The sequence below is a fragment of the Mesorhizobium sp. M0664 genome (assembly GCF_040320565.1).
Classification (GTDB): domain Bacteria; phylum Pseudomonadota; class Alphaproteobacteria; order Rhizobiales; family Rhizobiaceae; genus Mesorhizobium.
Genome location: NZ_JAMYPW010000001.1, coordinates 244,464 through 257,572, shown reverse-complemented (window position 1 = coordinate 257,572; position 13,109 = coordinate 244,464). Strand labels below are relative to the sequence as shown.

The following is a 13,109-nucleotide window of genomic DNA, read 5'->3' as shown; positions in this document are numbered from 1 at the left end:
GTTTCCTCTGATTTCCTAACCACTTAGCGGAATACCGCCACGACCAGGGAGGGCGCTGCATGACGATGCAGCTAGCAAGTACCGAGATCGCATCGCGCACGGCGGCGATCATCCACGAGCTGAAAGGCCTCGAAGGCCCGCTGTTGCCGATCCTGCACGGCATACAGGAAGAGTTCGGTTATGTGCCGCAGGACGCACTGCCGATCATCGCCGAGGTGCTGAACATCTCCAGGGCCGAGGTTCATGGCGTCGTCACCTTCTATCACGATTACCGCAGCCAGCCCGCCGGCCGCCATGTGCTGAAGCTCTGCCAGGCGGAAGCCTGCCAGTCGTTGGGCTCGGATGCGATTGCCGCCAAGCTCAAATCATTGCTGGGCATCGGTTTCCACGAGACAACCCGCGACGGTTCGGTGACACTGGAGCCGGTCTATTGCCTCGGCCTTTGCGCCTGCTCGCCGTCGGCAATGCTGGACGGGGAGGTGATCGGGCGGCTCGACGACGAAAAGCTCAACGAGATCGTTGCCGAGGTGCGCTCATGATCCCGCGTATCTATATTCCCGGCGATTCCGGCGCGCTGGCGCTCGGTGCGGAAAAGGTTGCCAAGGCGGTTCGTGCGGAATTGGCCGAGCGCGGCATCGAGGCCAAGATCGTGCGCAACGGCTCGCGCGGCGCCTATTTCCTCGAGCCTATGGTCGAGGTTGCGACAGCCACTGGCCGCGTCGCCTACGGGCCGGTGAAGCCATCCGACGTCAAAAGCCTGTTCGACTGCGGCTTCCTCACCGGGGGCCACCACAAGCGCTGGCTGGGCGCACCGGACAAGATCCCGTTCCTAGCAAGGCAGACACGGCTGACCTTTGCGCGCTGCGGCGTCACCGATCCGCTGTCGCTCGACCACTACAAGGCGCATGGCGGGCTGAAGGGCCTGCAGAATGCAGTGGCGATGACGCCGGCCGAGGTCGTCAAGCAGGTGACCGAGTCCGGGCTGCGCGGTCGCGGCGGCGCCGGCTTCCCGACCGGCATCAAATGGAAAACTGTGCTCGATACGTCGGCCGACCGCAAATACATCGTCTGCAATGCCGATGAAGGCGATTCCGGCACGTTCGCCGACCGCATGATCATGGAAGGCGACCCCTTCGTGCTGATCGAAGGCATGGCGATCGCCGGCATCGCCACCGGCGCGACCAAGGGCTTCATCTATATCCGCTCGGAATATCCGCATGCGGTGGCGGTGATGCAGAAGGCCGTCGAGATCGCCCGCAAGGCCGGCGTGCTCGGCGTCAATGTGCTCGGCTCGGCCAATTCATTCGACATGGAAGTGCGGGTCGGCGCCGGCGCCTATGTCTGCGGCGAGGAGACCGCGCTGCTCGACAGCCTCGAAGGCAAGCGCGGGCAGGTGCGGGCCAAGCCGCCGCTGCCGGCGCACAAGGGCCTGTTCGGCAAGCCGACGGTGATCAACAACGTCATCTCGCTGGCCTCGGTGCCGGTGATCATGGACAAGGGCGCTGCCTTCTACAAGGATTTCGGCATGGGCCGTTCACGCGGCACCATCCCGATCCAGATTGCCGGCAACGTCAAGTATCCCGGTCTCTACGAGGCGGCGTTCGGCATGACGCTGGGCGAGATCGTCGACGATATCGGCGGCGGCACGGCGACGGGACGCCCGGTCAAAGCGGTGCAGGTGGGTGGCCCGCTCGGCGCCTACTTCCCGCGCGCGCTGTTCGACACGCCGTTCGACTACGAAGCGTTTGCCGCCAAGGACGGGCTGATCGGCCATGCCGGCATCGTCGTTTTCGACGACAGCGCCGACATGCTGAAGCAGGCACGCTTTGCCATGGAATTCTGCGCCATCGAGAGCTGCGGCAAGTGCACGCCGTGCCGCATCGGCTCGACTCGCGGTGTCGAGGTGCTGGACAGGCTCGCCCAGAACGTCGAACCGGAAAAGCAGATCGCGCTGGTCACCGACCTTTGCAACACAATGAAGTTCGGCTCGCTTTGCGCTCTCGGCGGCTTCACCCCATATCCAGTGATGAGTGCACTCAACCATTTCCCGGACGACTTTCGGCCGACGCCGGTCGCCGAAGCAGCGGAATAGGAGCGGACAGCCATGAACGCGGCATTCGACATCAAATCGCTGGTCCAGGAAATCGACTACGGCACACCTGCCTCTGAAGCCGAGCAGCAAGTGACGCTGACGGTCGACGGCAAGTCGATAACAGTGCCGGCGGGGACCTCGATCATGCGCGCATCGATGGAAGCCGGCGTCGAAATCCCGAAACTCTGCGCCACCGACATGCTGGACTCGTTCGGCTCCTGCCGGGTCTGCCTCGTCGAGATCGACGGGCGCGGCGGCACGCCGGCTTCATGCACTACGCCGGTCGGCGAAGGCATGGTCGTGCATACGCAGACCGATCGGCTGAACGCCATTCGCCGCGGCGTGATGGAACTCTACGTCTCCGACCACCCGGCGGCGTGGGGCGAGAAGGCCGGCACCGGCGCCAGCGAGTTCGACAAGGTCGTCACGACGGTCGGCCTGACCGAGAACCGCTATGGCGTGGACGGCCGCAACCACGTCAAGCAGCAAAACGGCGTGGCGCCCGGCCATGGCTCGCTGACCATCGATTACATCGCCCGCGACGAATCGAACCCGTATTTCACCTATGATCCGACGCAGTGCATCGTCTGCTCGCGCTGCGTGCGCGCCTGCGAGGAGGTGCAGGGCACGTTCGCGCTGACCATCGAGGGCCGCGGCTTCGAATCCAGGGTCTCGGCCGGCATGCACGAGGCGTTCGTCGATTCCGAATGCGTGTCGTGCGGGGCCTGCGTGCAGGCCTGCCCGACCGATGCGCTGAGGGAAAAGACCGTGCTGGCGAAAGGCCTACCCGAGCGCTCGACCGTCACCACCTGCGCCTATTGCGGCGTCGGCTGCTCGTTCAAGGCCGAGGTCAAGGGCGACGAGGTCATCCGCATGATGCCCTACAAGGCAGGCAAGGCCAACCACGGCCACTCCTGCGTCAAGGGCCGCTTCGCCTATGGCTATGCGACGCACAAGGACCGGATCCTGAAGCCAATGATCCGCGAGAAGGTCAGTGATCCCTGGCGCGAAGTGTCGTGGGAAGAGGCGCTCACCCATACCGCCAACGAATTCCGCCGCATCCAGTACCAGTACGGCCGCACCTCGATCGGCGGCATCACCTCGTCGCGCTGCACCAACGAGGAGACCTACCTCGTCCAGAAGCTGGTCCGGCAGGGCTTCCGCAACAACAATGTCGATACCTGCGCCCGTGTCTGCCATTCGCCGACCGGCTATGGCCTCGGCCAGACCTTCGGCACCTCCGCCGGCACGCAGGACTTCGATTCGATCGAGCAGACGGACGTGATCCTGCTGATCGGCGCCAATCCGACCGATGCGCATCCGGTGTTCGCCTCGCGCATGAAGAAGCGCATGCGCGAGGGCGCCAAGCTGATCGTGCTCGATCCGCGCCGCACCGACATCGTGCGCTCGGCCCACGTCGAGGCGCAGTTCCATCTGCCGCTGAAGCCGGGCACCAACGTCGCCATGCTGACCGCACTTGCCCATGTCATCGTCACCGAGGGCCTGTTCGACGAGGCCTTCATCCGCGAGCGCTGCGACTGGGACGAGTTCCAGGACTGGGCATCGTTCGTGGCGCTGCCGGAAAACAGCCCGGAAGTGGTCGGCCAGCTTGCAAATGTCGATCCCGACGACATACGCGGCGCGGCGCGGCTCTATGCTCGCGGCGGCAACGGCGCGATCTATTACGGCCTCGGCGTGACCGAGCACAGCCAGGGCTCGACCACCGTCATCGCCATTGCCAACCTCGCCATGGCGACCGGCAATATCGGCCGGCCGGGCGTCGGCGTGAACCCGCTGCGCGGCCAGAACAATGTGCAGGGCTCCTGCGACATGGGCTCGTTCCCGCACGAGCTTCCCGGCTATCGCCACATTTCAGGCGACGCGGTGCGCGCCATCTATGAGAGCCTGTGGGGCGTCAAGCTCGACGACGAGCCCGGCCTGCGCATCCCCAATATGCTGGATGCGGCCGTCGACGGCTCGTTCAAGGGGCTCTATGTGCAGGGCGAGGACATCCTGCAGTCGGACCCCGACACCAAGCATGTCGCCGCCGGTCTCGCCGCGATGGAATGCGTCGTCGTGCACGACCTCTTCCTCAACGAGACGGCCAACTACGCGCATGTGTTCCTGCCCGGCTCGACGTTCCTCGAGAAGGACGGCACCTTCACCAATGCCGAGCGCCGCATCAACATGGTGCGCAAGGTAATGGAGCCGAAATGCGGCTATGCCGACTGGGAAGCGACGCAGGAGCTCGCCAAGGCGCTCGGCCTCGGCTGGAACTACACGCATCCGTCCCAGATCATGGACGAGATCGCCAAGACAACACCAAGTTTCGCCGGCGTTTCCTTCGACCTTCTCGACCGGGTGGGCTCGGTGCAGTGGCCCTGCAACGAGAAGTCGCCGGAAGGCACGCCGATCATGCATATCGGCGGCTTCGTGCGCGGCAAGGGCAAGTTCATCCGCACCGAATATGTCGCGACCGACGAAAGGACCGGACCGCGCTTCCCGCTGCTGCTGACCACCGGCCGCATCCTGTCGCAATACAATGTCGGCGCGCAGACCCGGCGCACCGACAACGTGGTCTGGCATAGCGAGGACCGGCTGGAGATCCATCCGCACGATGCCGAAAATCGCGGCCTGCGCGATGGCGACTGGGTGCGGCTGACCAGCCGCTCGGGCGAGACGACGCTGCGCGCGCTGATCACCGAGCGGGTGTCGCCGGGCGTCGTCTATACGACCTTCCACCATCCCGACACCCAGGCTAACGTCATCACCACCGACTTCTCCGACTGGGCGACCAACTGCCCGGAATACAAGGTGACCGCGGTGCAGGTGGGTGCATCCAACGGCCCGTCGGAATGGCAGCGCGACTATGACGAGCAGGCAAAGCAAAGCCGCCGCATCGCGAAGTTGGAAGCGGCGGAGTAGTCCTTGACCGCGCGCCGCAAAGCCATTGCGCAGATCTCGCGTCTCGCGCGCCGCGCCGGCGGCACTGCGGCCGCCAACCGCATGGTGCCGGAAGAGACGCCGGTGGCGTTCTCCTTTGCCGGCACCACGCATGCGGTGATGATGGCAAGCCCGGCTGATTTCGAGGATTTCGCGCTCGGCTTCTCGCTGACCGAAGGCATCATTGCCTCGCCGGACGAAATCGAAGCGATCGAGGTCGAGGATCACGGCGCCGGCATCGATATCCAGATCCGGCTGAAGGACCAGGCCAACACCCGCTTCGAAGCGCGTCGCAGACGCCTGGCCGGCCCGGTCGGCTGCGGGCTGTGCGGCATCGAATCGATCGAGGAGGCGATGCGCTCGGTAAACCCGGTCGGTGCGTCGCAACTTACACTTCAGGCCAATGACATCGTCCGCTCGGTCAAGCTTTTGTCGAAGCTGCAGCCGCTGCACGCCGAGACCGGTGCCGTCCACGCCGCCGGTTTTTACCTTCCCGGCAAGGGCATCGTCATGGCGCGCGAGGATGTCGGCCGCCATAACGCGCTGGACAAGCTGGCTGGCGCGCTGGCCAAAGCCGGTATCGACGGCAGGTCGGGGGCCGTCGTCGTCACGTCGCGCGTTTCGGTCGAGATGGTGCAGAAGACCGCGGCGATCGGCTCGGCCGTCATCATTGCCGTCTCGGCGCCGACCGCACTTGCCATCCGCACCGCGGACGATTCCGGCATGACGCTGGTGGCGCTGGTGCGCGGCGACGATTTCGATATTTTCACCCATCCTGACCGCGTGGTTTCCGGAGTTGCCAAGCATGTCGCATGACGAAGGCCACCTCATGAGCACCAGCGAAAAGCTGGTTCGCATGGCCAACCAGATTGCCGCCTTTTTCCACTCAAAGCCGCGCGAGCAAGGCATTGCCGGCGTCGCCGAGCACATCAACAAATTCTGGGAGCCGAGGATGCGCCGGCAATTGTTCGAGATGCTGGACAGCGGTGGCGAGGGGTTCAACGAGCTTGTCGTCGCGGCCGCGCCACACATCAAGCGGCCGGGCGCGCCGGAGGGCGCAGGTTTCAGCGTCGGCGGAGCGAACACCGAGACTGCCGCCGCGTCACAGAAGTAGGCGCCGCGGGCCCACATTCACACTCTCTGAAGTTTCATCTGCCGCAGGCCGCGCGCCTCTGCTATGATCCGGCGATAAGAAATCGTCGGGTCGGGCGGACAACTCGTGAGGCCGATCGAAACTCGATACGCGCTCAGTGGCGACGTGCGGATCGCCTATCAGGTGGTCGGCCAGGGATCGCTCGACCTCGTCTTCGTGCCGGGTTTCATTTCCAATCTCGACCTGCACTGGGAAGACGAGGGCTACACCCGGCTGTTGAAGCGGCTTTCCGCGTTCTCACGGCTGATCCTGTTCGACAAGCGCGGCACCGGCCTGTCCGACCGCGTCGATGTCCACCACCTGCCCAGCCTCGAAACCCGCATGGACGATGTACGCGCGGTGATGGATGCGACCGGCAGCGGCCGCGCCGCCTTGCTCGGCGCTTCGGAAGGCGCGCCGATGGCAATGCTGTTCGCCGCCACCTACCCGGAGCGGACGCGGGCGCTGGCGCTTTATGGCGGCTATGCGCATTTCCACAAATGGGTGATGCCGCCGGAACGCCTTGAGGCGTTCATCGCGACGGCGGAGACCGCATGGGGCACCGGCGCCACCCTGCCGCATTTCGCGCCCGGCCGTGTCGACGATCCGCGTTTCGCCACATGGTGGGCGCGCTTCGAGCGGCTGTCGGCGAGCCCGACCGCGGCAATCGCCCTAGCCCGCATGAATGCGGCTATCGACGTGCGCGGCGTGCTGGCGGCGATCAGCGCACCGACGCTGCTCATCCATCGCCGCAACGATGCGCGCGTCGACCCGGAGGCCAGCCGCTTCCTGGCAAGGAAGATCCCGAATTCGCGGCTGGTCGAGGTGGCCGGGCGCGACCACCCGATCTGGACCGGCGATATCGACCGGGTGGCCGATCTGATCGAGGAATTCCTGACCGGAGCGCGCGCCGTTGCCGAGGCCGAGCGCGTGCTGGCTGCACTGCTGGTCACCCGGATCTACGACACGGCGCGGCTTGGCGACCGCATGTGGAGCGAGCGCAGCCAGCGTTTTCAGGGAACATGGCGGCTTACGGTCGGGCGCCATGGCGGCCGCCCGGCCGGCACGCATGGCGAGCTGATGATGGCGCGTTTCGACGGCCCGGCGCGGGCCGTACGCTGCGCGGCGACGCTGCGCGACGCGGCGCAGGAGATCGGCGTCGCCAGCGCGCAGGGCGTGCATGTCGGCGAGGTCGAGTTGCGTGGGCCGCCGACGGGGTTGACGGCGCGCGTGACGATGCAGCTTGCCGCGCATGCCGGGCGCGGCGACATCCTCGCTTCGCGGCTGGTCGCCGACCTCGCCGCCGGTTCAGGCCTTCATTTCAATGACGCCGGGCGCATCGCGCTTGACGAGCTGGATGAACCGCTGGCGCTGGTGCAGGCGACCTCGGAACAGCATCTGGAGCCAGCCTGCCGGCCGAAGGCCAAGGCTGCTGCCGAGCCGGCCGCACTGACGGCGCGCGAAAGCGAGGTGGTGAACCTCATCGCCGATGGCAAGAGCAATGCCGCGATCGCCGCCGAACTCGGGCTGAGCGAACACACCGTCAAGCGTCACGTCGCCAATATTCTGCTCAAGCTGGACCTGCCGTCGCGGGCGGCGGCGGCGGCGTTCTCGGCCCGGCATGCTGGCCCGCACGGGCCATAGCAGCCATGGCGCTTTCGGGCGAAGCGGCCGGGCATGCGTAAGCGCTATCACTTCGTCCCATGCAGGCCAGGCGGATATCGCCGGGAAAGGCGCTGCGAAGGGAGGAATAAAATGCTGAAGTCGACACTCAAATCACTGGTGCTGGCGGCAGGCGTTGGCGCGCTGTTGGCGATCGTTCCTGCCAAGGCCGAAGACGCCTCGGCGACGGCTGCCTACAAGGACATCCAGGCAACGCTCGGCTCGGTACCGGACATGTTCAAGACGCTGCCGGATGTCGCCGTTGCCGGCGCCTGGGCCGAGATCAAGGGCGTGCAGCTCAACCCGAACACCGCGCTCGACGGCAAGACCAAGGAATTGATGGGCCTCGCCGTCGCCTCGCAGATCCCCTGCCAGTACTGCATCTATTTCCACACGCAGGCGACCAAGCTCAATGGCGCCAGCGACGAGGAGATCAAGGAGGCGGTGGCGATGGCGGCGATCGTGCGCCACTGGTCGACGATGCTCAACGGCAGCCAGGTCGATCTCGCCACTTTCAAGAAGCAGTCCGACGAGGTGTTCTCGGCCGTCAAGGCGAAGTCACAGTGAAGAAGCCACTGCCCGGCGGCGAGCGCCGGGCAGTGGCTGATCAAGCAACCACCCGATCCGAGAAAACGGGCCTATGGAGGAAAAAATGCTGACCAAGACACAGACGATAGACGGCGCTGCGATCAAGAAGGCGATTGAGGGCCGTGATGGAAAATTGCTGGCGAGCTTCTATGCCGACGACGCATTGGTGCGGGTGATCGACCGCAACAACCCGCCGAGCAAGCCGCGCGAAATCCGCGGGCGCGCTGCGATCACTACATTCTGGGACGACATTTGCAGTCGGGCGATGACCCACAAGGTCGACACCACCATTGCCGACGGCAACAACCTCGCCTTCACCCAGGCCTGCTCCTATCCGGACGGGACCAAGGTATTCTGCGCGGCGATGCTGGAGCTGAAGAACGGCCAGATCGCACGGCAGACCGTCGTGCAGGCCTGGGACGAATAAGGAGGCGGCGATGTTCAGTGCCAGATGGCAGATCGACGCCAAGTTCGGCCACAAGCAGACCGTGCTCGAACTGTTAAAGAATGGGAACGCGAGATCGGCTCGCTGGTCGGTGTCGACGACCTCAAGTTCCAGATCATGACCGGATCGATCGGCGCGCGGGAAGCGACGATCAAGTCCCACCAGCAGGTCGAAAGCCTCGCCCAATTGGAGGCCTTCTTCGCCAACATTGGCAAGATCGATGCGCACGCTAAATGGCGCAAGGAGATGGAGCCCTACCTCGTGTGGGGCACCAGCCTGTGGAACATCTACCGCATCGTGGAATAGCAGTCCGGCTTACTCCCTTCTCCCCGTCACTTACGGGGAGAAGGTGGCGGCAGCCGGATGAGGGGCAGCGCGACGTCTGCAGGAGAGCTCTACTCGCTCTCGCCTTCCAGCGCCGGCACCGACACGCCGGCAAGCTCGGCCGCGAGCAGCCGCGACGCACCGGCGCGTGCGATCCGCAGCATCAGCGCCTTGCGCGTCGCCGCTGCCATGCGGTGCTCGGGCGCATCGCGCAAAATCTCGGCACCGTAGCCGTCGGAGAGAATGAACCCGCACTCCTGCGGAAAAATTTCCGAAGGCACGCCGGGATGGGTGGCGAAGAAGAAGCGGTCGGAATGCAGCCGGTAGTCAGGCCATTTGCGGTCGACCCTGAAATCCTCGATCGAGGATTTGATTTCGATGATCCAGATGTCGCCCTGGCGGGTCAGCGCGACGAGATCGGCGCGCCGGCCGGTGGCCAGCGACAGTTCGGGCAAGACATGCGCGCCCATCTGCCTGAGCAGCCGCTGCACGCCACGCCTGACCAACATGGCGCGCTCCGACTGGCGGCCGTCGATGAGCGGATTGAGGGGTAGAGGTGAGATGATCGGCATGGCGGCACCATGCCAGATTTTGTTCACGGTTTGAACCCTGGTTTTGATGGGCGATTACCCACTTTACAAACACGGCGATGTGCATGATACCTTGAATCCACAGTAGGAATCCGGGTTATGAGTGTCCTTTTCGAGCCACACTTCCACAACGAAGCTGCTTTCGAACGGCTGGAGACGGGCAAGAAGGCCCGTTAGGCAAGGCTGAGTCACAATGAGCGTCGTGAGCGGCGTGGCGCTTGTACGTCTTCTGCTGAAGATCTATCGAGCCCGAACGGCCTGCCCATTCTCTTCGAGAGCATACAGGAATGGCTGGCAGAGCGCGCCCCCTTCCAACAACTTAACAGCGTCGAGGATAGCTTTGGCGGCAGCAAGCACCCGCAAATGTTTGTAGCCGGTGGTGGCTTCAACCATTTCCCTGAAGACGATTTTGCGGCCTACGTGATGTTGTTGCCTTGGCAAAACCCAGAAAACGTTGTGCTGGTGATCAAGCCCGAAGAAGGGCCTACCCGCGTCTTCAGGCCTTCCTGTTTGTAAAGTGCATAATTGCCTTTTGAGAAACGATAAAGGCCACAAGGCGGGCCGCTCGCGTTATGAATGCGTTTCCTACTGGTGAGGGGAGCTATGTTTTCGCGAGGCGTCGCGGTTGATCTAATATTCACCGCTGCAGGCCCGATAGTGGTCGCAGCATAATCAACAAGGTGGCGAAGCATGGTTACTGAGAATGCAAGTTTGACGGTCGAGCAGACCAGGCTCAACAGGATGCTCACGCGGGGCGTCGTATTTTCTGTTATTTGGCTAGCCGGTTTCGGGTCTTCTTATGCACTCTACCAAGGGCTTCTGGCGCGACGGATGATAAAAATGAATCCCGTGCTTCGGGGAAATGGCCGCGCCTGGTGGTGCATCATTGTGGGAGGGCTTGGGGCCGCAGCCTTATGTGCGATAGTTGGCGCCGGCATTTTCAACGCCATGACACAACCCTAGGTCACGCTGTAACACCGCCTGCCGATCGGGTGTTGGGTCATATTGATTTGCAGGTCCCGTTCAATGAGTGCTTCCGGCGTCATCCTCCCATCATTGGCCGTCATTTCCCGCCCGCAAGTCTAAAGCTTGCTGATTCATATCAGAATGCTCCTGTCCCGTCGCCGGGCCGCACCAGATATGGCAACTCAGACTTGCCATTGTCATCGACCCGGCCCTCAGCTAACCGGCATCATGCCCTCCAGGGCAATGATTCTCGTCTTTGCGCAGCGTTCGCGGATGGTTTTGAGGCGGCCGTATTCTGGAGAGTCGTACCATGCCAGGAGGGACGCCATGTCCGGGAATTCGACAATGACGAGGCGATGAGGTTCCCAATCGCCCTCCAGAACTTTGGTGGCTCCGCCGCGAGCGATATACCTCCCCCCGTAGCGGGCTTCGGTTGCCGGCACGTCCCGGCGGTATTCCTCGAAAACGGCGGCGTCGGTTATGTCGACATCAGCAATGAGATATGCGGCCATTGACCTTACTCCCGGAAAAAAAAACATTGAAACAGGTCTATTAGCGGCCCCGCAACTAAGCCAGCGGTACTACGCCTCGGAAACGACTCGCGTTCTCCCGGATTGGGGCGCTTAACTGTCTTGGTGGGGGCAGCTCTGGGAGGAGACGAACCATGCCGATGTATCTCACGCGATTCAGCTACAGGCCCGAAACCTGGGCGCGCTTGATGGATAATCCCGAGGATAGACGCGAGGCTGCCCGTTCCTACATCGAGTCGGTCGGCGGAAAGCTGCACGGGTTCTGGTATGCCTTCGGAGAGTACGATGGCTGGAACCTATGGGAGGCGCCGGACAACGTGTCGATGGCATCCGTCATGCTGGCCATCGGTGCGGGAGGCGCGCTCAGCTCGTACCAGACCACCGTCCTGTTAAGTGTCGAAGAGACGATGGACGCGCTTGGCAAAGCGAAGTCGATCCGGTACCGCCCGCCGGGATCGTGACCGCCGCCCGCGCTTTGCGGAGTGTCGAAGGCTGGGGAACGCTTGCTCTCGGACGGCGCACGTTCCTAAACTTTTGCGCAAAAGAGTCCACTGCGGCTCTTGGCAGCGCCGGCAGCTTGCGCTTTCAATGTCGGCTACGGTGTTTTACGAGGAGCATTAGATGACGGAAGATGACGACCGGAAATCGGCGACGCCGGAGGAAATCCGCTCGGCCATCAGAGGCTGGGCGGTGCTTGGGGCAATTATCGTTGCCGTGTTTGGTGCGCCCTACGTCATGATCGATAGTTGAATGGCCAACGATCCTGGTCGCCCCGATGGATTGCCTGAAAAGATCGGTACGGTCCTTGGTGCATTGGTGGTGATCGGCACGTTCGGGCTTCTGGCCTGGACCGTGCTTCGCGGCGTCCTTTATTAAACCCGGCCTGTCTGGACTTTCCCTTGCGGCGGCCGCGTCTCAGGCCGATCTCCTCGTTGCGACGGATGATCTTGGCCGCAGGCCAGAGCGCCCGGCAGCGTCACCGACATCCATGAGTGATTTCCTCGGCTCGGGGTTCTTGTTCCTGGCCCCATTGATTTTGCAACATAATCCTGCGGGGGCTGTTGCCGAAATGCCATAGTCGCAGGTTTACCAGCATGCAAGCGCAAGGATATAGGCATCGCCCGCTTGGCAAGCAAAGCAAATGCCAGCATGAATGAAGATGAAAAAAGCGGCCGACTCGAGCCGCTGTTGTTTGGGCAGGCATCGGACCTTTTCATGCGCATGAAGTCACTTGCAATCGTCGCGGCCCTGGCGCTGTCGACGGCTGTCGCCGGTTGCAGCACCATCGGCTCGCAGATCTTCACCAACAACTACGGCGCGGTGACCGACGCCGGCTATCACCTGCCGCGCGTTCCGATCGAAAAGGTGCCGTTCAAATACCGCCGGCAGATCGTCGACTACGACACCAGGGAAAAGCCGGGCACCATCATCGTCGATACGCAGAACAAGTTCCTCTACTTCGTCATGGGCGACGGCGAAGCGATGCGCTACGGCATCGGCGTCGGCCGTGAGGGTTTCGAATGGCACGGCACCGCCCATATCGCGCTGAAGCGCGAATGGCCGAGCTGGACACCGCCTTCGCAGATGATCAAGCGGCAGCCGGAGTTGGCCAAGTTTGCCGGTGGCATGGAGCCGGGGTTGAAGAACCCGCTCGGCGCGCGCGCCATGTACCTGTTCAACAAGGGCGGCGACATGGGTTATCGCCTGCATGGCAGCCCGGAATGGAATTCGATCGGCAAGGCGATGTCGTCGGGCTGCATCCGGCTGATGAACCAGGACATTATCGACCTCTACGACCGCACCTCGGTCGGCGCCAAGGTCATTGTGATATAAAACC

Annotated in this window: 15 protein-coding genes; 13 read left to right on the top strand and 2 right to left on the bottom strand. The window is 63.3% G+C overall.

Translation table 11 applies throughout. The features are described from left to right. The first annotated feature begins 59 nt into the window (after positions 1 to 59). The 9 genes from NKI39_RS01125 to NKI39_RS01085 all read left to right on the top strand — a co-directional run bounded on the left by NKI39_RS01125 (position 60) and on the right by NKI39_RS01085 (position 9,168). Positions 60 to 539: a formate dehydrogenase subunit gamma gene (locus NKI39_RS01125; RefSeq protein ID WP_352813773.1), complete on the top strand. Its 480-nt coding sequence runs from the start codon at positions 60 to 62 to the stop codon at positions 537 to 539. After that, positions 536 to 2,092, top strand: coding sequence for a formate dehydrogenase beta subunit (locus NKI39_RS01120; RefSeq protein WP_352613835.1), 1,557 nt, complete (start codon positions 536 to 538; stop codon positions 2,090 to 2,092). Before NKI39_RS01125 ends, NKI39_RS01120 begins: the two co-directional genes overlap by 4 nt. Before the next feature lie 12 nt (positions 2,093 to 2,104). After that, the gene (fdhF, locus tag NKI39_RS01115) at positions 2,105 to 5,017 is read left to right on the top strand and encodes a formate dehydrogenase subunit alpha (RefSeq protein WP_352830365.1); all 2,913 of its coding nucleotides are present in this window, start codon (positions 2,105 to 2,107) and stop codon (positions 5,015 to 5,017) included. Positions 5,018 to 5,020: 3 nt separating this feature from the next. Beyond that, on the top strand, positions 5,021 to 5,851 hold the full coding sequence (fdhD, locus tag NKI39_RS01110; RefSeq protein WP_352540452.1) for a formate dehydrogenase accessory sulfurtransferase FdhD: 831 nt from the start codon (positions 5,021 to 5,023) through the stop codon (positions 5,849 to 5,851). Then, complete coding sequence (locus NKI39_RS01105; RefSeq protein ID WP_352469984.1) at positions 5,841 to 6,149, top strand: formate dehydrogenase subunit delta; 309 nt, start codon at positions 5,841 to 5,843, stop codon at positions 6,147 to 6,149. Before fdhD ends, NKI39_RS01105 begins: the two co-directional genes overlap by 11 nt. Before the next feature lie 105 nt (positions 6,150 to 6,254). Then, positions 6,255 to 7,811, top strand: coding sequence for an alpha/beta fold hydrolase (locus tag NKI39_RS01100; RefSeq protein ID WP_352830363.1), 1,557 nt, complete (start codon positions 6,255 to 6,257; stop codon positions 7,809 to 7,811). Positions 7,812 to 7,922: 111 nt separating this feature from the next. Beyond that, positions 7,923 to 8,396: a carboxymuconolactone decarboxylase family protein gene (locus tag NKI39_RS01095; RefSeq protein WP_352830360.1), complete on the top strand. Its 474-nt coding sequence runs from the start codon at positions 7,923 to 7,925 to the stop codon at positions 8,394 to 8,396. Between the two features lie 85 nt (positions 8,397 to 8,481). After that, complete coding sequence (locus NKI39_RS01090; RefSeq protein ID WP_352448516.1) at positions 8,482 to 8,844, top strand: nuclear transport factor 2 family protein; 363 nt, start codon at positions 8,482 to 8,484, stop codon at positions 8,842 to 8,844. Between the two features lie 24 nt (positions 8,845 to 8,868). Continuing rightward, positions 8,869 to 9,168, top strand: a complete 300-nt coding sequence (locus NKI39_RS01085) for a hypothetical protein (protein ID WP_352813783.1) — start codon at positions 8,869 to 8,871, stop codon at positions 9,166 to 9,168. An 89-nt stretch (positions 9,169 to 9,257) separates the two neighbouring features. Here the strand turns inward: NKI39_RS01085 and NKI39_RS01080 are convergent, their stop codons facing one another. Both NKI39_RS01080 and NKI39_RS01075 read right to left on the bottom strand, forming a co-directional pair. Continuing rightward, entirely contained in the window at positions 9,258 to 9,758 is a 501-nt protein-coding gene (locus NKI39_RS01080) for an MmcB family DNA repair protein (protein WP_352830602.1), read from the bottom strand. Positions 9,759 to 10,954: 1,196 nt separating this feature from the next. After that, positions 10,955 to 11,254 (bottom strand): DUF1330 domain-containing protein, encoded by a 300-nt coding sequence (locus tag NKI39_RS01075; protein WP_023676391.1) that lies wholly within the window; start codon positions 11,252 to 11,254, stop codon positions 10,955 to 10,957. A gap of 152 nt (positions 11,255 to 11,406) precedes the next feature. On the opposite strand from NKI39_RS01075, the gene NKI39_RS01070 reads away from it, so the two are divergent. The 4 genes from NKI39_RS01070 (at position 11,407) to NKI39_RS01055 (ending at position 13,105) form a co-directional block, all read left to right on the top strand. After that, positions 11,407 to 11,733 (top strand): GYD domain-containing protein, encoded by a 327-nt coding sequence (locus NKI39_RS01070; RefSeq protein WP_023676390.1) that lies wholly within the window; start codon positions 11,407 to 11,409, stop codon positions 11,731 to 11,733. Positions 11,734 to 11,893: 160 nt separating this feature from the next. Further along, positions 11,894 to 12,022, top strand: coding sequence for a hypothetical protein (locus NKI39_RS01065; protein ID WP_352830357.1), 129 nt, complete (start codon positions 11,894 to 11,896; stop codon positions 12,020 to 12,022). Further along, positions 12,023 to 12,148 carry a hypothetical protein gene (locus NKI39_RS01060; RefSeq protein WP_352448513.1) on the top strand — a complete coding sequence of 42 codons (126 nt, stop codon included), beginning with the start codon at positions 12,023 to 12,025 and terminating at the stop codon, positions 12,146 to 12,148. A gap of 339 nt (positions 12,149 to 12,487) precedes the next feature. Beyond that, the gene (locus NKI39_RS01055; protein WP_352830354.1) at positions 12,488 to 13,105 is read left to right on the top strand and encodes a L,D-transpeptidase; all 618 of its coding nucleotides are present in this window, start codon (positions 12,488 to 12,490) and stop codon (positions 13,103 to 13,105) included. Positions 13,106 to 13,109 lie beyond the last annotated feature (4 nt).